Annotated in this window: 29 protein-coding genes; 15 read left to right on the top strand and 14 right to left on the bottom strand. The window is 58.6% G+C overall.

The window, feature by feature from the left end:
- Nucleotides 1–11: 11 nt before the first annotated feature.
- From KORM41_RS07460 to KORM41_RS07440, 5 genes are all read left to right on the top strand, one after another.
- A complete protein-coding gene (locus tag KORM41_RS07460; RefSeq protein ID WP_068146925.1) occupies nt 12–1,190 on the top strand; it encodes a murein hydrolase activator EnvC family protein in 1,179 nt (392 codons plus the stop codon).
- A gap of 42 nt (nt 1,191–1,232) precedes the next feature.
- Nucleotides 1,233–2,585, top strand: a complete 1,353-nt coding sequence (locus KORM41_RS07455; RefSeq protein WP_068146923.1) for a S41 family peptidase — start codon at nt 1,233–1,235, stop codon at nt 2,583–2,585.
- 58 nt (nt 2,586–2,643) lie between these two features.
- The gene (locus KORM41_RS07450) at nt 2,644–3,864 is read left to right on the top strand and encodes a divergent polysaccharide deacetylase family protein (RefSeq protein ID WP_068146920.1); all 1,221 of its coding nucleotides are present in this window, start codon (nt 2,644–2,646) and stop codon (nt 3,862–3,864) included.
- A 5-nt stretch (nt 3,865–3,869) separates the two neighbouring features.
- Nucleotides 3,870–4,331: an RNA pyrophosphohydrolase gene (locus KORM41_RS07445; protein WP_068146917.1), complete on the top strand. Its 462-nt coding sequence runs from the start codon at nt 3,870–3,872 to the stop codon at nt 4,329–4,331.
- 126 nt (nt 4,332–4,457) lie between these two features.
- Nucleotides 4,458–4,973 (top strand): hypothetical protein, encoded by a 516-nt coding sequence (locus tag KORM41_RS07440; protein ID WP_068146914.1) that lies wholly within the window; start codon nt 4,458–4,460, stop codon nt 4,971–4,973.
- A gap of 76 nt (nt 4,974–5,049) precedes the next feature.
- Here the strand turns inward: KORM41_RS07440 and KORM41_RS07435 are convergent, their stop codons facing one another.
- The 6 genes from KORM41_RS07435 to KORM41_RS07410 form a co-directional block, all read right to left on the bottom strand.
- Nucleotides 5,050–5,457, bottom strand: a complete 408-nt coding sequence (locus KORM41_RS07435; protein ID WP_068146911.1) for a F0F1 ATP synthase subunit epsilon — start codon at nt 5,455–5,457, stop codon at nt 5,050–5,052.
- Between the two features lie 20 nt (nt 5,458–5,477).
- The gene (gene atpD / locus KORM41_RS07430; protein ID WP_068146909.1) at nt 5,478–6,896 is read right to left on the bottom strand and encodes a F0F1 ATP synthase subunit beta; all 1,419 of its coding nucleotides are present in this window, start codon (nt 6,894–6,896) and stop codon (nt 5,478–5,480) included.
- A gap of 27 nt (nt 6,897–6,923) precedes the next feature.
- Nucleotides 6,924–7,817 carry a F0F1 ATP synthase subunit gamma gene (locus tag KORM41_RS07425; protein ID WP_068146906.1) on the bottom strand — a complete coding sequence of 298 codons (894 nt, stop codon included), beginning with the start codon at nt 7,815–7,817 and terminating at the stop codon, nt 6,924–6,926.
- A 25-nt stretch (nt 7,818–7,842) separates the two neighbouring features.
- Nucleotides 7,843–9,375, bottom strand: coding sequence for a F0F1 ATP synthase subunit alpha (atpA, locus tag KORM41_RS07420; protein WP_068146904.1), 1,533 nt, complete (start codon nt 9,373–9,375; stop codon nt 7,843–7,845).
- A complete protein-coding gene (locus KORM41_RS07415) occupies nt 9,375–9,935 on the bottom strand; it encodes a F0F1 ATP synthase subunit delta (protein ID WP_068146900.1) in 561 nt (186 codons plus the stop codon). The genes atpA and KORM41_RS07415 overlap by 1 nt, the downstream gene beginning before the upstream one ends.
- A gap of 445 nt (nt 9,936–10,380) precedes the next feature.
- Nucleotides 10,381–12,669 (bottom strand): primosomal protein N', encoded by a 2,289-nt coding sequence (locus tag KORM41_RS07410; protein ID WP_082719831.1) that lies wholly within the window; start codon nt 12,667–12,669, stop codon nt 10,381–10,383.
- 114 nt (nt 12,670–12,783) lie between these two features.
- Here KORM41_RS07410 and KORM41_RS07405 point away from each other — a divergent pair, with 114 nt between their 5' ends.
- The 5 genes from KORM41_RS07405 (at nt 12,784) to KORM41_RS07385 (ending at nt 17,377) form a co-directional block, all read left to right on the top strand.
- A complete protein-coding gene (locus KORM41_RS07405) occupies nt 12,784–13,245 on the top strand; it encodes a MarR family winged helix-turn-helix transcriptional regulator (RefSeq protein ID WP_068146895.1) in 462 nt (153 codons plus the stop codon).
- Nucleotides 13,242–14,270, top strand: a complete 1,029-nt coding sequence (locus KORM41_RS07400; protein WP_082719830.1) for an HlyD family secretion protein — start codon at nt 13,242–13,244, stop codon at nt 14,268–14,270. The genes KORM41_RS07405 and KORM41_RS07400 overlap by 4 nt, the downstream gene beginning before the upstream one ends.
- A gap of 3 nt (nt 14,271–14,273) precedes the next feature.
- The gene (locus KORM41_RS07395) at nt 14,274–15,824 is read left to right on the top strand and encodes a DHA2 family efflux MFS transporter permease subunit (RefSeq protein WP_068146889.1); all 1,551 of its coding nucleotides are present in this window, start codon (nt 14,274–14,276) and stop codon (nt 15,822–15,824) included.
- A 182-nt stretch (nt 15,825–16,006) separates the two neighbouring features.
- The gene (gene fsa / locus KORM41_RS07390; protein WP_068146888.1) at nt 16,007–16,660 is read left to right on the top strand and encodes a fructose-6-phosphate aldolase; all 654 of its coding nucleotides are present in this window, start codon (nt 16,007–16,009) and stop codon (nt 16,658–16,660) included.
- A gap of 57 nt (nt 16,661–16,717) precedes the next feature.
- Nucleotides 16,718–17,377 carry a hypothetical protein gene (locus KORM41_RS07385; protein ID WP_068146884.1) on the top strand — a complete coding sequence of 220 codons (660 nt, stop codon included), beginning with the start codon at nt 16,718–16,720 and terminating at the stop codon, nt 17,375–17,377.
- Nucleotides 17,378–17,383: 6 nt separating this feature from the next.
- On the opposite strand, the gene KORM41_RS07380 is transcribed toward KORM41_RS07385, so the two are convergent.
- A complete protein-coding gene (locus KORM41_RS07380) occupies nt 17,384–17,851 on the bottom strand; it encodes a hypothetical protein (RefSeq protein ID WP_068146881.1) in 468 nt (155 codons plus the stop codon).
- A gap of 233 nt (nt 17,852–18,084) precedes the next feature.
- Here KORM41_RS07380 and KORM41_RS07375 point away from each other — a divergent pair, with 233 nt between their 5' ends.
- Nucleotides 18,085–18,342 (top strand): YjhX family toxin, encoded by a 258-nt coding sequence (locus KORM41_RS07375; protein WP_068146876.1) that lies wholly within the window; start codon nt 18,085–18,087, stop codon nt 18,340–18,342.
- A 56-nt stretch (nt 18,343–18,398) separates the two neighbouring features.
- On the opposite strand, the gene KORM41_RS07370 is transcribed toward KORM41_RS07375, so the two are convergent.
- Both KORM41_RS07370 and purE read right to left on the bottom strand, forming a co-directional pair.
- Nucleotides 18,399–19,475, bottom strand: coding sequence for a 5-(carboxyamino)imidazole ribonucleotide synthase (locus KORM41_RS07370; RefSeq protein WP_068146873.1), 1,077 nt, complete (start codon nt 19,473–19,475; stop codon nt 18,399–18,401).
- Nucleotides 19,476–19,502: 27 nt separating this feature from the next.
- Entirely contained in the window at nt 19,503–20,000 is a 498-nt protein-coding gene (gene purE, locus KORM41_RS07365; protein ID WP_068146972.1) for a 5-(carboxyamino)imidazole ribonucleotide mutase, read from the bottom strand.
- Between the two features lie 226 nt (nt 20,001–20,226).
- Here purE and KORM41_RS07360 point away from each other — a divergent pair, with 226 nt between their 5' ends.
- The gene (locus KORM41_RS07360) at nt 20,227–20,967 is read left to right on the top strand and encodes a GGDEF domain-containing protein (RefSeq protein ID WP_068146969.1); all 741 of its coding nucleotides are present in this window, start codon (nt 20,227–20,229) and stop codon (nt 20,965–20,967) included.
- A 67-nt stretch (nt 20,968–21,034) separates the two neighbouring features.
- On the opposite strand, the gene KORM41_RS07355 is transcribed toward KORM41_RS07360, so the two are convergent.
- Complete coding sequence (locus KORM41_RS07355) at nt 21,035–21,232, bottom strand: YdcH family protein (protein ID WP_068146871.1); 198 nt, start codon at nt 21,230–21,232, stop codon at nt 21,035–21,037.
- 41 nt (nt 21,233–21,273) lie between these two features.
- Between KORM41_RS07355 and KORM41_RS07350 the strand changes: the two genes are divergently transcribed.
- Complete coding sequence (locus KORM41_RS07350; protein ID WP_068146868.1) at nt 21,274–21,747, top strand: TIGR02444 family protein; 474 nt, start codon at nt 21,274–21,276, stop codon at nt 21,745–21,747.
- Between the two features lie 6 nt (nt 21,748–21,753).
- On the opposite strand, the gene KORM41_RS07345 is transcribed toward KORM41_RS07350, so the two are convergent.
- The gene (locus KORM41_RS07345; protein ID WP_068146865.1) at nt 21,754–22,326 is read right to left on the bottom strand and encodes a UbiX family flavin prenyltransferase; all 573 of its coding nucleotides are present in this window, start codon (nt 22,324–22,326) and stop codon (nt 21,754–21,756) included.
- A 156-nt stretch (nt 22,327–22,482) separates the two neighbouring features.
- Here KORM41_RS07345 and KORM41_RS21545 point away from each other — a divergent pair, with 156 nt between their 5' ends.
- Nucleotides 22,483–22,650 carry a YdcH family protein gene (locus tag KORM41_RS21545; RefSeq protein ID WP_074519394.1) on the top strand — a complete coding sequence of 56 codons (168 nt, stop codon included), beginning with the start codon at nt 22,483–22,485 and terminating at the stop codon, nt 22,648–22,650.
- A gap of 85 nt (nt 22,651–22,735) precedes the next feature.
- Here KORM41_RS21545 and KORM41_RS07340 read toward each other — a convergent pair whose 3' ends face one another.
- Nucleotides 22,736–23,413: a DUF1013 domain-containing protein gene (locus KORM41_RS07340; protein WP_068146862.1), complete on the bottom strand. Its 678-nt coding sequence runs from the start codon at nt 23,411–23,413 to the stop codon at nt 22,736–22,738.
- Between the two features lie 212 nt (nt 23,414–23,625).
- Nucleotides 23,626–24,606 (bottom strand): NAD(P)H-quinone oxidoreductase, encoded by a 981-nt coding sequence (locus KORM41_RS07335; protein WP_068146859.1) that lies wholly within the window; start codon nt 24,604–24,606, stop codon nt 23,626–23,628.
- Nucleotides 24,607–24,694: 88 nt separating this feature from the next.
- On the opposite strand from KORM41_RS07335, the gene KORM41_RS07330 reads away from it, so the two are divergent.
- On the top strand, nt 24,695–24,889 hold the full coding sequence (locus tag KORM41_RS07330; protein ID WP_068146856.1) for a DUF1192 domain-containing protein: 195 nt from the start codon (nt 24,695–24,697) through the stop codon (nt 24,887–24,889).
- Nucleotides 24,890–25,268: 379 nt separating this feature from the next.
- On the opposite strand, the gene KORM41_RS07325 is transcribed toward KORM41_RS07330, so the two are convergent.
- Nucleotides 25,269–25,727 carry an Hsp20 family protein gene (locus tag KORM41_RS07325; RefSeq protein ID WP_068146853.1) on the bottom strand — a complete coding sequence of 153 codons (459 nt, stop codon included), beginning with the start codon at nt 25,725–25,727 and terminating at the stop codon, nt 25,269–25,271.
- Nucleotides 25,728–25,813 lie beyond the last annotated feature (86 nt).

The raw sequence follows: 25,813 nt of genomic DNA, 5'->3' as shown, positions 1-25,813 counted from the left end.
TAGGCGCCAGCGTGCTGGCGCTTTGCCTTGCCGCGCCACTGGCAAGCGCGCAGGACCGCAAGGATGCGGCAGAATCGAACCTGGAACGGCTGGAGCGCGAGCAGGAAGCCAAGGAAAAGCAGCGTCTCGCGCTTGAAGAAGCGGCCAAGGAAGCCGCGGAAGAAGCACAGCAGCTTTCCGAAGACCTGGTGGCCGCGGCCCGTGACATTCGCATGAGCGAAGAAGAAGCCCTGCGTCTTGAAGACCGCATCAAGGACCTGGAAGCAGAGACCACAGCCAAGAAAGACCAGTTGGACGCCCGCCGCGGCGAGCTGCTGAAACTGTTGTCCGCGCTGCAGCGCCTGTCCAAAAGGCCTGTCGCCTTCACGCTTGTGCAGCCCAGCGAGGCCATCACGACGGCGCGCACCGCGTCCCTGATGGGCAATCTGGTGCCGGAGATCAACAGCCAGACAGAGACACTGCGGCAGGAGCTCGGCATCCTTGCATCGCTGCAGGAAGCCTTGAGCCAGGAGCGTTTCGCACTGAAAAATACCTTGGCAGAATTAACCCAACGTCAACTAAAACTTGGTTCACTCTTGGATAAGCGGAAAGCGGAAGCCCAAAGAGCGACCGTGCAGGCCGAAGGATTGGCCAAGGAACTGGCGGAAATCGCGGAAAGAGCATCCAGCCTTAGGGATTTGGTCGAAAAACTGGAACAGCAGGCCGCAAAACGGAAGCAGGTTGCGCCGGTTCCTGTTAGCCCTAGGCAAAAGCCGGTGGTTCCCCTGCCCGCGCCGACGCTCAGGACGCCGATTACCCGGATGAAGGGTCGCCTGACCTATCCGGCGATCGGGTCGATTGTCGCCCGGTTCGGGGAAATTGAAGGCGCCGTGCATGTGCGGGGTATCCGCATCAAAACGCGGCAAAGTGCCCAGATCGTGTCGCCTTATGACGGCCAGATCGTATTTGCGGGACCGTTCAGGAACTATGGCCAGCTCTTGATCATCTCGCACGGGGACGGCTACCATAGCCTTCTGGCCGGGCTGACGGACTTACAGGCCGTGGTGGGCCAATGGGTTCTGGCGGGAGAACCCGTGGGTTCCATGAGCGACAACAAGGCGCTCGCGGAGCTCTATATGGAACTGAGGCGCAATGGGGAATCGGTTGACCCGGCCCCATGGCTGAACAGGCAAACAGCATCCGCGCGGTAACGCGGGCGGGTTTTGAGTAAGAACATAAAGAAAGGTGTCAACATGCGGAAACTTATTACCGGGACGGTGACGGCGCTGATGATAGCGCTGATGGCGCCCGTAGCCGTGCAGGCAGACACGCGCAAGAACCAGGATGAGTTCTATGAGCAGCTTGACCTGCTGATGCGTATCTTCGAGCGCGTCCGGTCCGAATATGTTGACGAAGTTGACGATCGGGAAGTGATCGAGGCGGCCATCCAGGGCATGCTTCGCTCCCTTGACCCACACTCAACGTACCTGAATCCTGATATCTACCAGCAGGTTCGCGTCCAGATGGAAGGCGAATATGGCGGCCTGGGCATTGAGGTTCAGATGGAAAAAGGCGTGGTGAAGGTTGTCTCCCCCATTGATGACACCCCGGCGGACAAGGCCGGGATCAAGGGCGGCGACTATATCACCCATATCGACGGTGAAGCCATCCAGGGCAAGACGCTGACCGAAGCCGTGAAGAAGATGCGCGGCGCTGTGGGTGCGCCCATTGTGGTCACGGTTGTGCGCGAAGGCTATGACGCCCCGTTCGACATCACGATCGTCCGCGAGAAGATCATGGTGCAAAGCGTGCGTCACCGCATTGAAGACGACACCATCGGCTATATCCGCGTGACCACCTTCAACATGCAAACCGGCGACGGCGTTGAAAAAGCCATCGAAGCCATCAAGGCGCAACTGGGCCCAGACCTCGACGGCGTGATCCTTGACCTGAGGAACAACCCGGGCGGCCTTCTTGACGAAGCGATCCGTGTGTCTGATGCCTTCCTTGACCGCGGTGAGATTGTTTCCACCCGCGGTCGCCGCCGCCAGAACAATAACCGCTGGTACGCAACATCCGGCGACATGCTGGACGGCCTGCCGGTTGTTGTGCTGACCAACGCCTATTCCGCGTCTGCATCTGAAATTGTGGCTGGTGCGCTGCAGGATCATCGCCGCGCCATCGTGCTGGGCGACAAGACGTTCGGCAAAGGCACGGTGCAAAGCGAAATCCGCCTGGGCCGCGCGGGCGACCGCGCCATCCGGCTGACGACCGCGCGCTACTATACGCCAAGCGGCAAGTCGATCCAGGAACGCGGCGTTGAGCCGGACATTGAAGTCTTGTTCCCGCGGCCTGCGGGCCAGCGCGGCAACCCACGCCGCGAGGCAGACCTGCAGGGCCACATTGCCAATGACCAGGACAGCATCGACCGCACCGGCGAGTTCGACGGCGAATATGATGCCCAGGCAATGACCGATGAAGTGGACAATGTTGGCGAAACCAACGAAACCAGCGACGAACAGGTTGACGTACAGCTCAGGTATGCGATTAAGCTACTGAAGAATATGTCAGGCCTTCCAAAATCACAGGTTGCCGAGGTCCGCTAAAAGACTTCATGCGCCGTATTGGACGGCATGACTGAAAACTCAAGAGGGATTCACGATCGTGCCGTCCAGTCTTAATGCTCTTCTAGCCGCTTGGGCCATCAGCCTGATTATCGTTGTCGGGGGAACGGTTTACTTTGAACTGTCCTATGACCCGAACGCGAAACCGGACGCTGCTGACACACACCAGATGGCCGACAATGGCACCAGCCATGAGCCAGACCAGACGCAGCCGGCAGACGATCAGACGTCGTCCCACGAGGAACCTGCGGTCGAAGAAGAAGGCCCTGCCCCTGTCGTCAGTGACCATCAGGACACAGACACACCAGCCGATGAGCCAGCAACAACACCAGACGCAGCACCAGACAGGGCCGACGATCAGCCTGCGATGCAGCAGGACATGGCCACAGGCCTGTCCCGCCCCGTTGAAACGCCGCAGACCCAGCCGACCTCACGGGCACAGATTTCCAGCGGCATTCGCGTGGAACCGAACCCGGACCTGATCGAACAGACCAACCAGGGGCCACTGCCGCGTATTTCCACGGAAGGGCGCCGCCCGTTTGACGAATATGCCGCCCCCATGCCGCGCAACCGGTACCTGCACAAGATTGCGATTGTGATCACCGACCTTGGCATGCGCAGGAACAGCACCCAGCGCGCGATTTCTGACCTGCCTTCGGCTGTCACCTTTGCCTTTTCACCCTATTCATCCGACGGGTTCGAATGGGGCGTGCAAAGCCGCCGCACGGGCCACGAAGTATTGCTGATGATCCCGATGGAGCCGGTGAACTATCCGCAGAATGACCCGGGACCGCTGTCGCTTCTGACCAGCCGGTCCTCGCGCGAGAATGTCAATTTGCTGCGAGCGTCGCTTGGCCGCATGTCCGGCTATGTGGGTGTTGTGAACCATATGGGCTCGCGCTTCACCGCTGCATCCGAAAGCCTGCGCCCGGTGCTAGAAGAACTGCACCGCCGGGGCCTGATGTTCCTGGACAGCCGCGCGTCGCAATACTCAAGGGCAGCTTCCATGGGGCGTGACCTGGGTATGCCCACAGCCATCAACAACACTTATATCGACGACAACGTGAACCCTGGCGAGATTTCCAAGCAACTGGCCGAACTTGAGAGCCGGGCCCGCACGCTTGATTATGCCGTTGGTATGGGGCGCCCCTACCCGGTCACGATCGATGCCGTCAAGGTTTGGGCCGCGGGGCTTGAGGCCCGTGGTTTCGTGCTGGTGCCCATCAGCGCGGTAGCCAACCAGCAACCCCTGCCGAGATAAGCTTCATGACCACAGACCTGCCGTACCGCCCCTGTGTGGGGATCATGCTGGTGAACGCCAATGGCCTTGTCTTCACCGGCGAGCGGATCGACACGCCCGGTGCCTGGCAAATGCCCCAGGGCGGGATTGATGCGGGTGAAGCACCGGAAGTCGCAGCCCTGCGTGAGCTTGAAGAAGAGATCGGCGTTGCACCGGATCAGGTGAAGCTTGTGCGCCAGACCGAAGACTGGGTGACCTACGACCTGCCACCACACCTTCTGGGCAAGGCATGGGGCGGCAAGTACCGCGGCCAGAAGCAGTGCTGGTTCCTGATGGAACTGACAGCCGGCGATGATGCCATCAATATCGAGACAGCCCACCCGGAATTTAGCGCATGGAAATGGACCACGCCAGACATGCTGGTGGAGGAAATCGTCCCCTTCAAGCGCACTGTTTATACCGAAGTGGTGAAACAGCTGCTGGGATAGGCCGAAACGGCGCGTCACCACGCCCATACAACCCTTCAGGCCAGCAATCGCCGAACCCGCCCTCGACAAACGGGCCCGCGTCGCCATAAGGTTTATTGACTTCACCTTAAGGGCGACAATCGGGCTATGGACAACAAGACAGTTACCAAGAAAATCACCGACTTCCTGAACGGCATTGGCATCACCACGCGCGAAGGCGAACTGCCGGACGATACGTTCCTGCCCGGCATAAGGGTAGAGCATGGTGAGCTGGTCTATGACCCAGCCCGCATGAAGTACCCGGGCGACCTGCTGCATGAGGCCGGGCATATCGCCGTTATGAAGCCCAGCCAGCGCGAAGACTGTTTCGCTGACGCCGGTGCAGACATGGGCGAAGAGATCGCGGCCCAGGCCTGGTCATACGCCGCTGCGGTCGCCTGCGAGATTGAACCCGAAGTGGTGTTTCATGATCACGGCTACAAGGGCGGCGGCACCCACACGGCAGGCATCTACCGCGACGGCCATTGGCCGGGTGTGCCCTTACTCGCCTGGATGGGCCTGACGGGCATGCCGGAAGTGGAGGGCGAGCTGGCCCACCCCAAATTCCCGGAAATGAAGGCCTGGCTGCGCGTGTGGGAAGACCCGTCGAAGGACCGCGGGTAACTATCAGGCCCCCACAAAGAAGAAGCGCCGCCCGGATGGGGCAGCGCTTCTTTATTCTTTCGCCGATTGGCTAGGCTTAGTGAGCGACGATGTCCGCGAGGGCGACCATCCAGTCCAGCTCTTTTTCCAAGCCTGCGCGTTCCACATCATCCTTGGCGTCTTCGATGTCTTCGCGGGTATTCGCGATTTTCGTGTTGAGATCGTCCAGATCCACATCTTCAAGAGACAGGGTCTCTTCAGCGAGGATCGTCAGGCCAGCCGGGCTGATTTGCGCCAGGCCGCCTTTGACGAAGAGACGCTCAGGCTCGCCGCCTTCGGTCTCGAAAATCTCAACAACACCAGGACGGATCGTGGACATCATGGGCGCGTGCGCTGGCAACGCGGCGAAATCGCCTTCGGTGCCTGGCACTACAATCATCGCTGCCTCTGCGTCTTTCAGAAGGCGCTCAGGAGAGACGATTTCATAGTGAAGGGTATCGGTCATGATGTCCTTGTCCCGTTTCTTTATGCGGCTTCAGCAGCCAGTTTTTCAGCTTTCGCGACAGCCTGTTCGATGTTGCCTACAAGGTAGAAGGCAGCTTCTGGCAGGTGGTCGTATTCACCGGCAACGATCGCCTTGAAGCCCTTGATGGTGTCTTCGAGGGATACGAACTCACCAGGTGTACCGGTGAAGATCTCTGCCACGTGGAACGGCTGAGAGAGGAAACGCTGGATCTTACGGGCACGTGCCACAACCAGTTTGTCGTCCTCTGAAAGCTCGTCCATACCCAGGATCGCGATGATGTCCTGCAGGGATTTGTATTTCTGCAGTACTTCCTGAACGGAACGAGCCACTGCATAGTGCTCGTCGCCCAGAACGCGTGGGTCAAGAATACGGCTGGTGGAGTCGAGTGGATCCACAGCTGGGTAAATACCAAGTTCCGCAATCTGACGCGACAGAACTGTTGTTGCGTCAAGGTGTGCGAACGAAGTTGCTGGTGCAGGGTCGGTCAAGTCATCCGCAGGTACGTAAACCGCTTGTACGGACGTGATCGAGCCTTTCTTCGTGGAGGTAATACGCTCCTGCAGGGCACCCATGTCAGTTGCCAGTGTTGGCTGGTAACCCACAGCAGATGGGATACGGCCCAGAAGTGCGGACACCTCTGCACCCGCCTGCGTGAAGCGGAAGATGTTATCTACGAAGAACAGAACGTCCTGGCCTTCCTGGTCACGGAAGTATTCCGCGAGGGTCAGACCGGTCAGGGCCACACGTGCACGGGCTCCTGGAGGTTCGTTCATCTGACCGTATACGAGAGCGGCTTTGGACTCGCCCTCAAGGTTGATAACCTTGGATTCGATCATCTCGTGGTAAAGGTCGTTACCTTCACGCGTCCGCTCACCCACACCGGCGAATACAGAGTAACCACCGTGGCCTTTAGCGATGTTGTTGATCAGTTCCATGATCAGTACGGTCTTGCCTACACCGGCACCACCGAACAGACCAATCTTACCACCCTTCGCATATGGCGCGAGGAGGTCCACAACCTTAATGCCTGTCACGAGGACTTCAGCTTCGGTTGACTGGTCTTCAAAAGAAGGTGCCTCAGCGTGAATTGGGGCAACCTGTTTGTGACCAACTGGGCCACGCTCGTCGATTGGCTCGCCAATCACGTTCAGGATGCGACCCAGCGTCTCAGGACCAACCGGTACAGAGATTGGAGCGCCCGTGTCAGTTACTTCCTGGCCACGCACCAGACCGTCGGTCGCGTCCATTGCGATCGTACGAACGGTGTTTTCGCCCAGGTGAGAGGCAACCTCGAGAACGAGGCGGGAGCCATTGTTTTCAGTTTCCAGCGCTGACAGGATAGCCGGCAGTTCATTGTCAAACTGTACGTCGACAACCGCACCGATTACCTGTGTTACGCGGCCAGTATTCTTAGCCATTTTTTACACTCCTTCGTGTAATCAAACTCAAAGCGCTTCAGCGCCAGAAATAATTTCGATCAGTTCTTTGGTGATGTTCGCCTGACGCGTACGGTTGTACGTGATGGACAGGCTATCAATCATGTCGCCAGCATTCCGCGTTGCGTTATCCATTGCGGTCATACGCGCACCCTGTTCGGACGCAGCATTTTCAAGAAGACCGCGGTAGATTTGCACAGCCACGTTGCGAGGCAGGAGATCGTCAAGGATCGCTGTCTCGTCTGGTTCGTAATCATATGCCGCACCGCCAAGCTCGTCCGCGCCCTCGTTTTCGTTGGCCGCTTCCGGCATCGGAGCCGGGATGAGCTGCTGCTTGGTTGTCACCTGCACCAGGGCAGACTGGAACTTCGCATAAAACAGCGTTGCAACATCAAATTCACCACGCTCGAACATGGCCAGGACTTCCTGGGCGATCGGCTGGGCGTCAGCGAAGCCAAGCTTCTTGACAGCCGACATGTCTTTCACGTCGATGATTTTATCACCAAATTCACGGCGAAGGACATTGTAGCCCTTCTTGCCGATGCAAAGGATTTTGACCGTCTTGCCAGCTGCGATCAGCGCTCTGATGTGGGCACGGGCGGCTTTGACGATGTTGGTATTGAAACCACCACAGAGGCCACGCTCTGAAGAGGAAACAATAACCAGTTCCACATCGTCCTTGCCAGTCCCCACCAGAAGCGGCGAAGCACCTGGCTGGCCAGCGACGGAAGCGCCGAGGCCAGTCAATACTTTTTCCATCCGCTCTGCGTACGGGCGGGCAGCCTCAGCTGCCTCTTGCGCACGCTTCAGCTTCGACGCAGCAACCATTTTCATGGCCTTGGTGATCTTCTGCGTCGACTTAACCGAATTGATGCGGACTTTTAGATCCTTAAGGCTTGGCATTGCTCAGCCTCTCCTATCCAGCTTCTTAGCTAAAAGATTTCGCGAAAGCGTCGAGGATGGATTTCAGCTTGGAAATCGTATCGTCAGACAGTTTCTTCTCGGTGCGGATCGTCTTCAGGACGTCAGCGTGCTTGGAGCGAACCTCTGCGAGGAACTGCTCTTCAAAGCGCGTAACGGCCGTCACGGCGATCTTGTCGAGATAACCATTCACACCCGCGAAGATGGACACAACCTGCTCTTCTACTGGCAGTGGGCTGTACTGGCCTTGCTTCAGAAGCTCGGTCAGACGGGCACCACGGTTCAGCAGCTGCTGGGTAGACGCATCAAGGTCGGAACCGAACTGAGCGAAGGCTTCCATCTCACGGTACTGAGCTAGCTCAAGCTTAATGGAACCTGCAACCTGCTTCATCGCCTTGATCTGTGCAGCCGAACCCACACGGGATACGGACAGACCGACGTTAATTGCAGGACGGATACCTTTATAGAACAGTTCAGTTTCCAGGAAGATCTGACCGTCGGTAATGGAGATCACGTTGGTTGGGATGTATGCAGATACGTCACCAGCCTGGGTCTCAATTACAGGCAGAGCCGTCAGGGAACCACCGCCACGCGCGTCAGACATTTTCGCTGCACGCTCGAGAAGACGTGAGTGCAGGTAGAATACGTCACCTGGGTATGCTTCACGTCCTGGAGGACGACGCAGCAGCAGGGACATCTGACGGTAAGCAACAGCCTGTTTGGTCAGGTCGTCGTGTACGATAACAGCGTGCATGCCGTTGTCGCGGAAATATTCACCCATCGCAGTACCGGTATATGGTGCCAGGAACTGCATTGGGGCCGGATCAGAAGCCGTAGCAGCGATCACGATGGAATATTCCAGAGCGCCGTTTTCTTCGAGCGACTTAACGATCTGAGCAACCGTGGAACGCTTCTGGCCAACAGCAACATAGATACAGAAAAGCTTTTCGCTCTCTTCTTTTGCTGCGTCGTTGGTGGCTTTCTGGTTGATGAAGGTGTCGATCGCAACAGCCGTCTTACCAGTCTGACGGTCGCCAATGATCAGCTCACGCTGGCCACGACCTACTGGTACGAGGGCGTCAATTGCCTTCAGACCGGATTGCATTGGCTCGGACACTGACTGACGTGGGATAATGCCAGGCGCTTTGGACTCAACCCGCATGCGCTCAACGTCTTGCAATGGGCCTTTACCGTCGATTGGGTTACCGAGGCCATCGACAACGCGACCCAGCAGGCCTTTGCCAACTGGAACGTCCACGATTGCGCCGGTCCGCTTAACGGTGTCGCCTTCTTTAATACCACGGTCATCGCCGAAAATAACGATACCCACGTTGTCGGTTTCCAGGTTGAGGGCCATGCCCTTAACGCCACCTGGGAATTCAACCATCTCACCGGCTTGAACCTGGTCAAGGCCGTATACGCGAGCAATACCGTCACCAACAGAGAGAACGGTGCCTACTTCAGAAACTTGGGCATCATTGCCGAAGTTTGCAATCTGGTCCTTCAGGACCTTGGAAATTTCCGCCGCACGGATATCCATTACTGAACCCCTTTCATGGCGATTGCGAGGTTGTCGAGTTTGGTTTTGAGGCTGTCGTCGATCAACCGCGAACCAACCTTAACCGTGAGACCGCCGAGCAGGCTCTCATCAACGCTAGCGTCGATAAGAACATCCTGGCCGACAGCCAGTTTCAATTTTTTCTCAAGATTCCCAAGCTGGGTCTTGGTCAGCTTGCGCGCGCTTACGACCGACGCCCGTACTTCACCGCGGTGATGGGCAGTCAGCTTTTCAAACGCTGCAATGGTTGAACCAAGAGCGCCAAGGCGGCGATTCGCTGCAAGCACACCCAGGAACTTCACTGTCATGTCACCAAGCTTGGCTGCTTTTGCAACAGCGTCGATGGCGGCAGATTGTTGGTCCCGGCTATAAAGCGGCGAGGAGACGAGATCGCGCAGATCCGCGCTTTCGTCGAGCATTGCCTTAAGCGTTGAGAGATCGGATTCAACCGCCTCGAGCGCCTTTGACTCTAGGGCGAGTTCAAAAAGCGCTACCGCATAGCGGCCTGAAATCCCGGATACTATCGCTTTGTGCGAGGTCACGTCAGACGTTCCCCTGGGTTAGGTCTGAACCTGTTTGACACACTTGTGAGACGGCCACCCGAAAGCACCGCCCACGCTCAAATTTTGACCTGTTTTAACGAACCTAACCATAGGCCCATCGCGGCCAAGGCCAGCCGAAATGCGTGCTCCCTCTAGCATAAGGATTTGGCGGGCGCAAGCCACCTTGGACCCGTTTTTGCAATCTTGCTCAGAAATGCCACTCGGCCCGCCGTGCCAACACCAACGCGGGCGGCTGCCCTGCCCCTTGGATTCTGCGAAAATCCCCAGCTATCAACGACTTCAGCCATCTCGCGGGCAACTCTTATATATATGGGCATGAAACACGGAAACGGGGACGCTTCCGCTGCGGCTCCGGCCTGATGGCGGCACTGCGGCGCGCATTCAGCCCAAAGACCACGAATCGCAAGCCCCACAGGCGCAAGGCTTACATGAAGCTATAGGGGTCGATGTCCACCTTGATGCGGACGCTTGATTTCGGCTTTACCCGCATCATCCAGGCCCGCACCAGTTGCTGCACCTTCACATGCTTCTTGGCATGCAGCAGCATCCGGAAACGGTGCTGGCCGCGAATGCGCACCATGGGCGCGGGCGCCGGGCCCACGATATCCACGCCGTGCTCCACGGGAGCGGCTTTGGCAAGCGCGCGACCCACCTCCAGCACCTCTGCCATCTCAGGCCCCGAAAGGATCACCGCCACAAGCTTGCCGAAGGGCGGCATATGATATTGGGCGCGGGCAGTCTTTTCTGCCGCCATGAAGGCGTCACCGTCCCCGGTCAGGAGCGCCTGCACCACCGGGTGCTCGGGCTCATAACTCTGCAGCAACACCTTGCCCGGCTTTTCCGCCCGGCCCGCCCGGCCCGCCACCTGCACCAGCTGCTGGTAGGTGCGTTCGCCCGCGCGCAGGTCCCCGCCCCGAAGGCCCAAGTCAGCGTCCACCACGCCAACGAGCGTCAGGTTGGGGAAATGGTATCCCTTGGTGACAATCTGGGTGCCGATCACGATATCCAGATGCCCGCCCGCAATTTCCTTCACCACCGCTGCAGTCTGGCTGGGGCTCATCATCGTGTCGCTGGTCATCACGCTGGTGCGGGCGTCCGCAAACCGGCGGGTCACTTCCTCAAACAGGCGCTCCACGCCGGGCCCACAGGCCACCAGGCTTTCCTTGCTTTCGCACGTTGGGCAGGCTTCGGGGATCGGCTCCATGTGGCCGCAGTGGTGGCATTGCAGTTCCTGACGGAAGCGGTGTTCCACCAGCCAGGCTGAACAACTGGGGCATTCAATGCGGTGCCCGCAAGTGCGGCAGAGTGTGAGAGGCGCATAGCCGCGACGGTTCAGGAACAGCATCACCTGCTCGCCCGCCGCCAGCGTTTCCTCGATCTCGCGAACGAGTATTGGCGACAGCCAGGTACCTGCTTCAGGCGGTTCAGCGCGCATGTCCACGGCGCGCATTTCCGGCAGCACGGCCACACCGTGGCGCTCCCGAAGCTTCAGCACCTCATATTTGCCTTCGTCCGCATTCACTTGCGTCTCTAGGCTTGGCGTCGCGCTGGCCAATACCACCGGGCACTTGGCCTGCATGGCCCGCACCACCGCCATGTCGCGGGCGTGATACAAAACCCCTTCTTCCTGCTTGAAGGAAGGGTCGTGCTCTTCGTCCACCGTGATGAAAGCCAGTTTCTTGAACGGCAGGAACAGGGCTGAGCGCGCGCCCACCACCACACGGGCATCGCCGGATGCCACCGCCCGCCAGGCGCGCCTGCGCTCAGCCTGCCCCACTTCCGAATGCCACACCACGGGCGCGACACCAAAGCGGGCCTCAAAGCGCTCCAGCCACTGGCTCGTCAGCGCGATCTCAGGCACCAGCACCAGAACCTGTGTGCCTTTTTCCTGCAGGGCTTCGGCTAGGCCTTCAAAATAAACCTCGGTTTTGCCCGACCCGGTGATGCCGTCCAACAGGAAAGGCTTGAAGCCGCCTTCCCACACGACGGCGCGAATCGCCTCTGCCGCTTCCGTCTGCTCGCCCGACAGTTTCGGGCCTTTGATGGCCGTATCCGGCTGCGGATAAGGCTGGTCGACGGAAATATCCAGCGCCACCAGGGCGCCCGCGTCCGCAAGGCCCCGCACCACGCCGTCCGACACGCCCGCGAGCGAGGCAACCTCCGGCGCCATGCGCGGCTTGCCGTCAGAAAGCACCTTCAAGACCGCCTCCCGCGCGGGGGTCATGCGAAGGCCCTCGGGCACATTTGGGGCACACACATAGTGCCTTTTTACCGGCACCTCACCAAAAGCCGCAGGGACAGACAGGCACATGCGCAAGACCGCCCCCTGGCTCGAGAGCGTATAGGCCGATACCCAATCGACGAATCGCATCAGGTCGTCCATCAGCGGCGGCACATCGATGATACGCTCAACCGGTTTCAGCTTCCCCAGCGGAAATGTCTTGCCGCCGCCCTTTGTTGGCCACACCACACCGATGGCCTTGCGGCCAGATAGAGGCACCTCCACCACCACGCCGGGGTGCAGTCGTTCCCGCAGGTCATCCGGCACACGGTAATCCAGGGGACCCGCGAGTGGCAGCGGAAGAAGCACGCTAATCCGCGCGCCTGCCTCCTCGCTCACGACTTCCTGATCCTTGAAAAGTTGCGCCTGCGTCACGCGGTAAGACCTCTGTGCATCATTGCCCCGACCGGGGCGACCATTCCCGGCCACCATAGGCGACAAAAGTCAGGACAGCAATTGCACCCGAACCACCGCACAAGGAATTATTAATAAGCTTAGCTTATAATTATGCTTGCTTATTAATTACACCGCACCATTTAAGGCACCATGAAACAGGAAAAGACCAACAATCCGTTCGTATTCCAGGTGGGAGACCTGTTCCGCCTGGTGCGCCAAAGCTTTGAAGCCGAGCAGGACCTGGACGTCACGCGCGCCCAGGCCAAGATGCTGATTTCCGTCTGGCGGAACCCGGGCATTACCCAGCAGGCACTGGCCGCCCGGCTTGATATCGCCACCATGAGCGTATGCCGGCAGGTTGACGCGCTGGAGGCCCGCGGCATGATCGAGCGCCGCACGGACGCTTCCGACCGCCGTGTCCGCCGCCTGTTCATCACCGAGAAAACCGGCCCGGTGATCCGCCCCATGCTGGCGCGGATTGACCATATTTCAGACCTCTTTCTGCAGTCCCTGTCTGACGACGAGCGTGAAACGCTTATGGACCTGATGGACCGCGTCATTGCAGACGCCAGCGCCAGAAAGACCGACCAAAGCACGAGTAAGAAACAATGATGCGTATCCTCCTTTATATCAGTGTCCCTGCCCTGATCGCCGTCACCGCCGCTTTTGTGTACCTGTCTGGCGGGCGCATGATCACCACCGACAATGCCTATGTGCGCACCGGCATCCTGACGGGCGCGGCCCGCGTCTCGGGCGAGGTGACAAAAGTGCACGTGAAGCGCAACCAGCATGTGGACGCGGGTGAGGTGATCGCAGAACTGGATGACGCCGACGCACAAGTGAAGCTGATGGACGCAAAGGCCGGGATCGTAAGCGCCCGCAACCTTGTTGCCGCCGTGCGCGCCAACTACCGCCAAAGCCTGGCAGCCATCGCCAAGGAAGAAGAAGTGCTGGCCTATGAGGAGCGCGAACTGCAGCGCGCCGAAGCGCTGGCAAAGGACAAGAATATTTCGGAAGCGACGCTTGATAGCCATCGCCACAAGGTGATGGAATCCGAACGTCAGCTGACAGTGCTTCGGGAAGCCGCCAACATGGCGCTGACGCAGCTGGGCGGCAACCCGGACCTGGAAACAGACATGCACCCGATGGTCTTGAAAGCCAAGGCAGCCGTGCGCGCCGCCGAGGTCACGCTGGATCACCTGAAGGTGCGCACCCGCACTGGCGGCACCATCACGCAGATTGACCTGCACCCCGGCGAATATGTTGCGGCAGGCTACCCCATCTTCGGCCTGACGGTGGATGATGACCTGCGCGTTGAAGCCAATCCCAAGGAAACGGACCTCACCCATGTGAAAGTGGGCCAGCCGGTCGACGTATTGATCGACGCGCTGCCGGGTGTGCACTTCAAGGGCAAGGTTGCGTCCATCGACCCGGCGACAGGAGCGGAGTTCGCCGTACTTCCGGCCCAGAATGCCACCGGCAACTGGGTGAAGGTAACCCAGCGAATCCCGGTTCAGATCAGACTTGATGAAGGACAGGACATCGGCTCCCTACGCGCGGGGCTGAGCGCCGAAGTCTCCATCGACACGGGGCATGAGCGCACCATGGACGACCTATTCACGCTTCTGGGGCTCTAAAGCATGTCAGCCACCGGCAATCCGGCAAGCGAGATTACAGACCACCGCACCGGGCTTCTTCTGTGCCTGATGGCGGCTGTGTCGCTGCACACGATTGACGCCACCATTGTCAATGTGGCGCTGCCGGAAATGCGCGGCACGCTGCAGGCCACCTTCGACCAGATCAGCTGGGTGGTCACCACCTATATCATCGCCGCCGTGGTGCTGACGCCCCTTGTGGGCTGGGCCGCGAGCCGCTTTGGCGTGAAAAGGCTGATGATCCTGTCGGTTTCCGTCTTCACGCTGGCGTCCGTATTGTGCGGGCTGGCGATCACACTTGAGGCCATGCTGGCCGCCCGCATTTTGCAGGGTGCGGCGGGGGCACCGCTGATCCCGCTTGCCATCGCCACCATGAACCGCATGTCCACCGATAATGCCGACCGCGCGCGCCTGATGGCACTCTTTGGCATGGGCACCATGGCGGGCCCCGTGCTGGGGCCGTCGCTCGGCGGCTATATCACTGACATTGCCAGCTGGCGCTGGGTGTTCTTCATTAATCTGCCTGTGGGCCTTCTGACAGCCATTGGCCTTGGCATGACCATGAAGCGCGGCATGCATTTCCCCGGCCATAAGCTGAATTTCATCGGCTTCTTCAGCCTCGCCATCGCCATCGGCACGCTGCAGTTGGCGCTCGATCGGGGCGAAAGCGAAGACTGGTTCGAAAGCACGGAGATCATCGCCTACGCGCTTGTGTTCCTGGCAGCAGCCTGGATTTTCACGGTCAACAGCCGCACGAGCAGCCGCCCCTTCCTGCCCGCCGCGCTGTTCCGTGACCGCAACTATATGATCGGCATGCTCTTGATTTTGATCACCGCCGGCAACATGACGGCGTCAGTGGTGCTGCAGCCGCCCATGATGCAGAACCTGATGGGATACCCCGTGCTGGATACCGGCGTGATCCTGATGTGGCGCGGCGTGGGCATGATGGCGGGCATGATGCTGACCCCGCGCTTTACCCATTTCCTGAGCGTGCGGCTTCTGCTCGCGCTTGGTGGGGCCTGTATGGCGGCGGGCCTGTTCCCCTTCATTCACCTGACCACCGAAACCCCGGCTTTCATTCTGGCGGTGCCGCCCATTCTGCACGGCTTCGGCATCGGCATCCTGTTCGTGATCGCCTCCACCGTCGCCTACGCGTCCATCAGCCATGAAATGCAGGTGGAGGCTTCGTCTGTCTTCTCATTAGTGCGCGGGCTTGGGCAGGCGGCGGCCATTTCGGTCGTCGTGGCGCTCGTGAGCCGTTATAGCCAGATCAACCACGCTGAGCTTGTGGAGCGCATCAGCCCCCTGCGCGCTTTCACGCCCAAGGCGATTTCAATGTCCGGCAGCCCGGAAGCATTGCAGCAACTGGCGATAAGCGAAATGCTGGTGCAGCGCGAGGCGGCCATGATGGCCTATAATAACGCCTACATGGCGCTGTTTGCCGCGGCCCTTTTCGTGATCATCACATCCTTCTTTGTCAAAATGCCCGATGAGGCAGAAACTGAGGAAGGCAGCGGCCACCCGGTCGAGGCCTGATTCCCGCACAGGACACTTGCCAATCCCGCCAAACTTGATTAGGGAAGCGGCGAAAAGGCGGACGTAAGAGCGCCGTGAATGCATAGTGAGTGCATCTGGCGCGATTTGCCGATATATAGAACAGCAACCGCCACTGAATATTGGGACCCACTCCGCGCGCCGGAGTGCCGAAGGAGCTAACAATGAAATTTTTCCTGGATACCGCCAACATCGATGAAATCCGTGAAGCCAATGCCACGGGCCTTCTGGACGGCGTAACCACCAACCCGTCGCTGATCAAGAAAGCTGGCCGCGAATTCTTTGAAGTGATCACCGAGATCGCCAAGGAAGTGGACGGCCCGGTATCCGCCGAAACCGTTGCCCACGACCATGAGACCATGCTGAAGGAAGGCCTCAAGTGCGCCAAGATCGCAGACAATATCGCGGTCAAGGTTCCACTGACAATCGAAGGCCTCAAAACCTGTAAGGCGCTGCGCGCTGAAGGCATCATGGTGAACGTGACGCTGTGTTTCTCTGCCAACCAGGCGCTGCTGGCTGCCAAGGCAGGCGCGAGCTTCATTTCCCCGTTCGTGGGCCGTCATGACGATGTTGGCTTCAACGGCATGGAGCTGATTGAAGACATCCGCAACATCTATGACAACTATAACTTCGACACAGAAATCCTGGTGGCTTCCGTTCGCCACCCCACGCACATCCTGGAAAGCGCGCGCATCGGTGCCGACGTTGCCACTTTCCCGATCGACGTGCTGCGGAAACTGTTCAACCACCCGCTGACCACCAACGGCCTCGCGGGCTTCGACAAGGACTGGGCAGCCACCGGCTTCTCGATCCTTTAAGCATTCAAGCGATCAGGGCGCGGCAACCCCGCGCCCTTTTTGTATCCGGGGCATAGCATGACCGATACTGCATTTGAAAAGCTGCTGGCGGAAAACCCATGGCCTGAGACCGAAGGCCTCGTGGCGTGGGACTATACGCTGGGGGGCTATGGCCGGGACATGGTGGATGAGATCATCCGCAAGCGTAAGCCCCGCTATATGCTGGAGATCGGCTGTTTCCTGTGCTCAAGTGCGAAGCGCTGGCTGAGCCTGGACCCTGAGCTGAAACTCGTGGGCGTGGACCCCTGGAGCGATCATCTGATCGAGCAGGTCCAGCGTTATGTGGGCCGCCCGAAGCTGACGCGTGAATACCCTGATATGGCAGACCAGAAGCGCTTCGCTGCAGACGTTGAGCGCCAGGGCCCTTTCCCCACGGCGCTTGCGAATCTGCGCGGGTTTGAGGGCCGCTTCGTGCCTTACCGCGGTCTGTCACCTGACGCGCTTTATGAACTGAAGGAAAAGGGCTTCGAGCCTGAGCTGGTGTATATCGACGCCAACAAGCAGGCCATTGACCTTGAAGTGTGCCATGAGCTGTGGCCCGACGCCCAGATCACCGGCGACGACTGGCACTGGAGCCGGTCAAAAGGCTTCCCCATGCGCGATATCGTCTATGCCTTCGCCGATAAATACGGTTTCAAGGTCCACGCCGAACACGCCACCTGGATTCTGGAGCGCTAGGCCGCTTCAAATCGGGTCGCCATAAGTAGCATCGCACTTGATGGCGCCGGGCTTGAAGAAGGCAAGACCAGCCTTCTTGAGATCCGCATACCCGACGATGCGTCTTTCCACAAAGCCTTCGGTGACCTGTGTTTCTGCCGCGTGATTCTGTGTGGCAGGTATGGCTCTGGTGCGCGTGAAAGACCAGCCGGAACTGGCGCGGTCATCCGGCCTGAGCGCAACCATCTGCCACACAAGGCCGGAGCCGCGGCAGAAATCCCAAAACAGATAATGGTCAAGACTGGGGCTGACGATGCGCGCGCTGCCGAACTGCAGGAAACGCGGCACCTGTTCAATGATAACAATCCGGCCCTTCAGCGAGACGCGCTCAAGCTCTGACCGGTCGATTTTCATTTCCGGCCACTCACCCGCCGTCGGCGCTGAAGCGCACCCCGCAAGCAGCATGGCTGAAATGCCAAATATCCAATGTCGCATAAGGCCTCCCCACCTGATGTGGCAACCTTATACCAAAAGTTATATCATTACAACTTTCTGGAACTAGACAGGCCCCGCCCGCTTCCGCTATGAATAGCGTTCCAGATACGGAGCGTTTGTGAAACTACTGTCAGAGACCCGCTAGGCCCTGCCCCACTTGAGGCGGCAGGGAAATAGAAACCCTCCCCCACCCGCGTGGGCGGAGCCCTTTTCTATGTGGCGGAGTTTCCCCATTGAATATTTCGAAATCCGAACAGCGCGCGCTGCATGCTTTGGCGCAGGGCGGCGCTATTCTTATTGAACGCGACGAGCGCAGGAAAATTATTGAAGCCAATTGTGTGAACCGCGAAGGCTGGCGCCTTGCGGGCTTCAGCGTTGGCCTGTTCCGAAAAATGAAGCGGCGCGGCTTCATCGCCAGCCGTGGCGGCGGGCCTTACCGCATCACCATGCATGGGCTGGCCAGTGTCCGCGCCCAGCTGGACAACAAATAAAACAAAAAAGGGAGGCTGCGGCCTCCCTCTCGCTTCCTGCGTTTATTCGCCAGCGTCTATTCGTCTGGGTTAACCCAGGTCACGTGGCCCATCTTGCGGCCTTCGCGCGGCTCCAGCTTGCCATAGTGGTGGAAGTGAGCCTTAGGGTCAGAGAGGTATTTCTCCCAATCCAGGATATCTTCGCCCAGAAGGTTTTTCATCAATACCTTGCCCTTGGCATCGGTGCCCCCAAGCGGCAGGTCACAGATGGCGCGGATATGCTGTTCGAACTGGCTGGTGACAGCACCTTCAATGGTCCAATGGCCGCTGTTGTGCACGCGCGGGGCGATCTCGTTGACCACAATCTCGCCTGTGCCGTCGCTCACGAACATCTCAACGGTCATCACGCCGATATATTCAAGCGCATTGGCGATACGGGTTGCCATTACCTTGGCCTTGGCCTCGACCACTTCAGAGATTTGCGCCGGCACCGTGCTGGTGTCCAGAATATGGTTGGTGTGCACGTTTTCCGCCACGGGGAAAGCCGCCACATCGCCCGATGCCGAGCGCGCCACAACAACGCTGATCTCGCGGTCGAATGTCACGAACCCTTCAAGGATGGCAGGCGCACCCTTGGTGACATCCATGACAAGGTCCACGTCCTTGCGGGCCTTGATCATCAACTGGCCCTTGCCGTCATAGCCAAACCGGCGGGTCTTGGCGACAGACGGGCGGCCAATTTCCTTGAAGGCCTCATCCAGCTCTTCCTGGGTCTGGAAAGGCATGAAGGGCGCGGTTTTCACACCGCACTCATTAAGGAATTTCTTCTCGACCAGACGGTCCTGCGACACTTCGAGCGCACGCGCGCCAGGGCGCAGCAGCGTTTCCTTTGCCACGATCTCAGCCGTGCGGGCCGGGACGTTTTCAAATTCGTAGGTCGCTACATCGACGCTGGAGGCAAATTCTGCGAGCGCGTCTTCATTTTCATATTCAGCGATGGTGAAATCGCTGGCCACATGAAAGGCCGGGCTGCGAACATCGGGGCAAAAGATATGGCACCGATAGCCAAGGCGGGCAGCTGCCAAGGCGAGCATGCGGCCAAGCTGGCCACCGCCTAGAATTCCAATTTTTCCACCTGGTGCGATCTGTGTCATGCGGGGTCCTGCCTTTGCAGTTAGCGGTTAAGCGTCGTCTACAGGAATTTCAGCCACGCTTTCAGTTTGCGCGGCGCGCCAGGCATCGAGCTTGGCAGCAACTTCTTCATCCATCAGGGCGATCACGGCTGCCGCCAGAAGGCCGGCATTCTTGGCCCCTGCCTTGCCGATTGCGAGCGTACCAACAGGCACACCGCCCGGCATCTGCACGATCGACAGCAGGCTGTCCTTGCCCGAAAGCATGCTGGATTTAACAGGCACCCCGAAGACCGGCAGCGGGGTCATGGCTGCGGCCATCCCCGGCAGGTGCGCCGCACCGCCCGCACCCGCGATAATGCACTTGAACCCGCGGTCACGCGCGGTCTTGGCATAGTCATACAGGCGGTCAGGGGTACGGTGGGCGGAAACGATGCGGGTCTCATAAGACACGCCAAGTTCATCAAGCACATCGGCTGCGTGCTTCATTGTCGGCCAGTCAGACTGGCTACCCATAATGATTCCGATTTCGGGCGTCTCTATGCTCATGGTCGCTTCCATCCTCGTTTCCATGACGATATCCGTAGGCACGGCAACCCATCTGCCGCCCGGCGGAGCGCGCATTATAGGCATGCGCCTCCTTAATGCAAGCTTTGCCGGAAAGCCCCGAAATCCGCCTAATTCGCGCCAATTTTATCAGGAAACTTGCAAGTCGATTCACAAAGACGCCATAATGGGTTATGTGCAGTCAAAAGTAACCGGTACAGGGTTTTGTATGAAAATAACCAATACACCCGGCGTCATGCGTACCGCCCCGACGCGCCCCGTGCGCAAAACCGGGGCGACCGGTAGCGCGACTGAAACGTCCGGCGCGCGCGAAATAAACGACACCGTGCAGGTTACGACCATTCCCCCTGAGGAAATGACCCCACGCGTCCAGCAGGCGATCATGTCGCTGATGGAAGAAGTGGACAAGCTCAGGCGTGAACTGGACGCCACCAACAGGCGGCTGCGGGAAATGGAAGACATGGCGGATACAGACGCCCTGCTCCCGATCCCGAACCGGCGCGCCTTTGTGCGCGAGCTGAACCGCATGATCAGCTTCGCTGAACGGTACGGCACGCCGTCGACGCTGATGTTCATTGACCTCAACGACATGAAGTTGATCAACGACAAATACGGCCATGAGGCAGGCGACAAGGCGCTCTTCCACGTGGCCCGGACGCTGGTTGACAATGTCCGCGGCACCGATGTGATCGGCCGCCTGGGCGGTGACGAGTTTGGGGTGATTCTGGCACAGGCCGATGAACAGGTTGGCCACGACAAGGCCGCCTCGCTTGCGCAGACCATTGCTGAGAACCCGCTGGTGATCGGCGGTGAGACCATCAAGATGAGCATGGCCTTCGGCACCTATACCTTCCGTCAGGGCGACAAGCCAGACGAGGCAATCGACAAGGCCGACAGGGCCATGTATGAGCACAAGCGGGACATGAAGGGCGACAGCGAGCCACGCTAGGGGCCAAACCGGGAGACAAGACCGTCAGCCCCATTAGTCAGAAAATGGTTCCTCAAACGAGGATGTCTTAAGCGATAATGTCAGGCACCAGAATATTGCGCAGTTTGGAAATCTCGTCCTTCAAAAGAAGCTTGCGTTTCTTCATCCGCTGCACCTGCAACAGATCAAACGTGCCGGCGCGCTGCAGCGCGGTAATAGCATCATCCAGGTCGCGGTGTTCCTCCATAAGGGCGGAAATCTGCTCCCTGATGGCATCCTCATCCATATACTGGCCCCAAAACTCATTTGAACTGGGGTGGTTATAGCATGGCAGACGCCGACATAGAAGCAAAGGCAGCAACCGCGTGGCCCACGCCGGACGATTTTTGGAATTTCGCCTGCGGGACCTATGCCCACGCCCCGATGCAGGAAGCCTGCCTTGAGGCCCAGGACAGCCTTGGCGCGGACGTAAACCTACTGCTGCTGTGCCTATGGATGGACGATCACGGCGTACGCCCGGCGGCAGATAACTGGGATATGCTCTTGGAAGCCGCAGACTGGTGGCAGCGCGAGCGCCTGGCCCCGCTGCGCATGGCACGGAAGGCCCTTAGGGGGCAGGACGGCTACGAAGACGCCAAGGCAGAAGAACTGGCGATGGAACAGGCCGAGCAACGCGCGCTTCTGAAGTGCCTCATACGCCCGCCTGTAAAATCAGGCCACGCCCGCGACGTATGGCCCTGCGTCAGCAGCTATCTGCAGATTTGCGGCGGCAAGCTCAAGGCACCGAAAACGCCTAAGTAAAGCCAGCTATTGGCCCCAGCGGTTAAGGCCTTCCACTTCCAGGTCAAACAGGTCAAGCGCGCGGGCGGCCGTGTAGGTCACCATCTCGTCGATGCTCGCCGGTTTGGCGTAAAGGCTTGGCACAGGCGGGGCGATTATCGCGCCCATCTCGCTCAGCGCGGTCATGGTGCGCAGATGCCCGGTATGCAAAGGCGTTTCCCGCACCATCAGCACAAGGCGCTTGCGCTCCTTCAGAATCACGTCCGCCGCACGGCTGACCAGGCTGGAGGTAATCCCGGTGCGTATTTCCCCCATGGTCTTAATGGAACACGGCGCAATCAGCATGCCCATGGTGCGGAAAGACCCGCTGGCGATCGCTGCACCAATATCCTTCGCCGGATAGAGCACATCCGCCATAGCTTGCACCTCACGCACGCTATAGTCCGTTTCCTCAAGAAGGGTACGTTCACCCGCCTTGGACATCACCAGATGGCGTTCCACATCCAGGTCCGCCAGAAGCTCAAGCGCCCGCACGCCGTAGGCCACACCACTGGCGCCTGTGATGGCAACAATCAACCTTTTCTTTCGAGTCTCTGCCATTTGGCGCAATAATCCTTCAATTGGCGGTTTTCCGGCGATTTGCTAAGTGCCCGAAGATACAGGACAAGTGGTCAGGCGCAAATGTTTTCCGTGACAAAAGCCCCACCTTTTGGTCTCATGGAAGTGTCTTAAAATCGTAACAAAAGGAGTGCGGGAATGAACCTACAGTCGCATGTGAATACCTTGAACGCGAAACATGCTGAAATTGAAGAGATCATCACCCGGGAAGAACACAGGCCGTGCCCCGATACGATACGAATAGCACAGCTTAAGAAGCAGAAACTCCGCCTGAAAGAAGAAATGACCCGCCTGGTCAGGCACTAACGGCAAATAGATAGAACAAAAAAAGCGCGAGGCAGGTCCTCGCGCTTTTTGTTTGCCCTGATGGCTTTCACCCGAATGTCAGGTTTTATTCTTTGTCAGCGTCCTCAGCAGGCGCTTCACCAAATACGTCAGCTGCCGTCAGCTCTTTTTCCGGAGCGGCTTCCACCGGCGCTTCAACTGGAGCCTCGACTGGCGCTTCTGCAGCTTCAGCCGGGGCTTCACCGGACTTTGCAGCAGCCTTGTCGCGGCGGGCAGCAGCCTGGCGCACAGCTTCATCAAGCTCAATCTGCTTGCAAAGGCCCAGGCCAACCGGGTCCTGCGGCTTGATATTCTGGATGTTCCAGTGGCTGCGTTCACGGATCGCGCTGATTGTCGGCTTGGTGGTACCCACCAGGCGGCTGATCTGCAGGTCTGAAAGCTCTGGGTGATTGCGCACGAGCCAAGCGATCGCGTCTGGCTTGTCCTGACGCTTGGACACCGGCGTATAGCGCGGGCCCTTTGTGCGCGGAACCGCTTTCACATCATCTTCACTGAGCACCAGCGATGCTTTCGCATCTGCCTGGCAGCGGTTGATCTCGTCCCACGTCAGCTGGCCGCTGGCCGTTGGATCCTGCCCCACAATGTTCATGCCAACAGTGCCGTCTGCAACGCCCTGAACTTCAAGTTCGTGCAACTGGCAGAATTCGGCAATCTGCTTGAATGTAAGCGCCGTGTTATCCACCAGCCATACAGCGGTGGCCATCGGCATCAAAGGTTGTGTCATCCCGTTATCCCTTGTTTACGGAAATTCCTCTTCGCCCAGATAAGCGGTGCCGCCTACCTGCCCTCTCTGGATCCATGTTTTTCCTGAAAGGGGGGAGAGAAATTCCTCCCACGCCATGTGTAACAGGTAGAAAGGCCTCTGTCATGGCGAAACATGGTCAAAAGGCCAGATTTTATCCCCTTTCAGGCAGCTTTCGGCCTACTGGATACGCCTTAGGCCACCTCAAGCATGATTTTGCCCATATGCTGGCTGGTCTCCATGCGTGCGTGGGCCTCAGATGCCTGCTCCAGCGGGTAAACCGAATCAATCACAGGCGCCACTTTGCCCGCTTCCATCAGCGGCCAGACCTGTGCCTGCAATGCCCGAGCGATCGCACCCTTGAAGCTATTGTCGCGCGCCCGAAGCGTGCTGCCAGTCAGCACCAGGCGCTTCAGCATCACCGGCAGCATATTCACGTCAACCTGCGGCCCCTGCAGAAAGGCAATGGACACATGGCGGCCTTCTACGGCCAGGCACTCGATGTTTTTGGCGATATAATCGCCGCCCACCATATCGAGCACCACATTCACGCCCACCCCGCCCGTGAAGTCTTTCACGGCTTCGACAAAATCATCCTCGCGGTAATTCACCAACACATCCGCGCCCAACTTCGTGCAGAAGTCAGCTTTTTCAGCATTGCCCACGGTCGTAATCACCTTCGCACCGAACGCCTTCGCCAACTGAATGGCCGTGGAACCAATGCCCGATGACCCACCATGCACCAGAAGCGTTTCGCCCTCTGTCAGGCCCGCGCGGTCAAACAGGTTGGACCAGACGGTAAAATAGGTTTCCGGGATCGCCGCAGCTTGCACCATGGAAAAGCCCTTCGGAACATGCATCGCGCAGGCGGCGTTTGCCGTGCAAAATTCCGCGTATCCGCCGCCCGGCACCAGCGCGCAGACCTTGTCGCCCACTTTGAAGCCCTCAGTGCCAGCACCCAACGCCACTACTTCGCCCGCCACTTCAAGGCCGGGTATATCGCTTGCGCCCGGCGGGGCCGGATAGCGGCCAAGCCGCTGCACCACGTCAGGCCGGTTCACACCTGCGGCTTCCACGCGAATCAGGATTTCGCCCTCTCCTGCCACTGGTGTCTCGCGCTCACATGGCTTCAAAACGTCCGGGCCACCCGGTGTTGTAATCTCTACGGCTTTCATGAATTCATCTCCCTGCTTGCCTAATTAATCTGTGGGCGATAGGCAGGAATACAAGGTAAAAGGTGAAAAAAGGCAGGAGGCATGCGCCATGGATTTTGACGATCTCCCCATCAAGAAAGACAGCCCACTGACCGCTGTGGAGAAGGAAGACCTCTCGACCCTGAGCGCCCATGAACTTGAAGAGCGCATCAGCCGGCTTGAACATGAGATCACCCGCACCAAGCGCGAGCTCGACGCCAAGGGCTCCAGCAAGGCGGCTGCAGAAGCATTTTTTAAATCGTGAAAAAGTCCCTCGGCTTCGCCTCGGTGTACTTTTCCCCGCTAGCCATTTGAAAAACTGAACCTCAAAGCGGTTTTCGTTTCAGTTTTGCTGTGTTGATCTTGAAATCCGTCGAACGACGGATTTTTCAAAGGCAAGCGAAAACAAGGCGAAGAGCCGCCTCGAGGCTTGTTTTCTCATTATGGAAACTGAAGGAAAGTACACTGAGCGCCAGCGAAGGACTTTTCTTCAAGGCACATAAAAGAACGTGAGAGCCAGGGGGATTAGGGGGGGGGAGGAAAAGTCCGGCTCTCACGTTAGGTACACGACAGCGAGGAGTCGTGGAGGAAACTGTGGTAAACGGCGCCCCGAAAGGGGTCAGGGCGCCAAGGCTTGCCTGCCCTTAGGCGGCGTCAGCCTCGATGGTCTTCATCTTCGCTTCCGTCGAGCGGATTTCGACCTGACGCGGTTTCTTGTGATCAGGGATCACGCGCTTCAGTTCAATTTCAAGAAGACCGTTTTCAAACTTGGCGTCACCAACGCGGATGGTTTCCGCGAGCTCGAAGCGGCGCTCGAAGGCGCGCTTTGCGATGCCCTTGTGCAAGAACCGGCGCTCTTCTTCATCTTCCTGGCCCTTGCCAGAGATATAGAGCGTGCCTTCCTGAACGGTGACATTCAATTCTTCAGGCGAAAAACCGGCGACTGCCATGGTGATTCGGTAGTCATCTTCGCTCAGCTTTTCGATATTGTATGGCGGATATGCGCTGGCGCCTTCTGTGTTCAGGGTCGAATCGAGCAAACGGCTCAGATGATCGAAGCCGACGGTGCTGCGCATAAGGGGGGAAAGGTCAAAACTTCTCATTTCATGTCCTCCAGTTGAAGCGACTGATATATGTGACCCGCAAATCTGCCGGGTCGGTTCCACGTCTGGCCCCGCATTCGGCGACC

Source organism: Kordiimonas lipolytica (genome assembly GCF_001550065.1).
The sequence above is the reverse complement of the archived record's forward strand: the minus strand, read 5'-3'. Positions and strand labels throughout refer to the sequence as shown.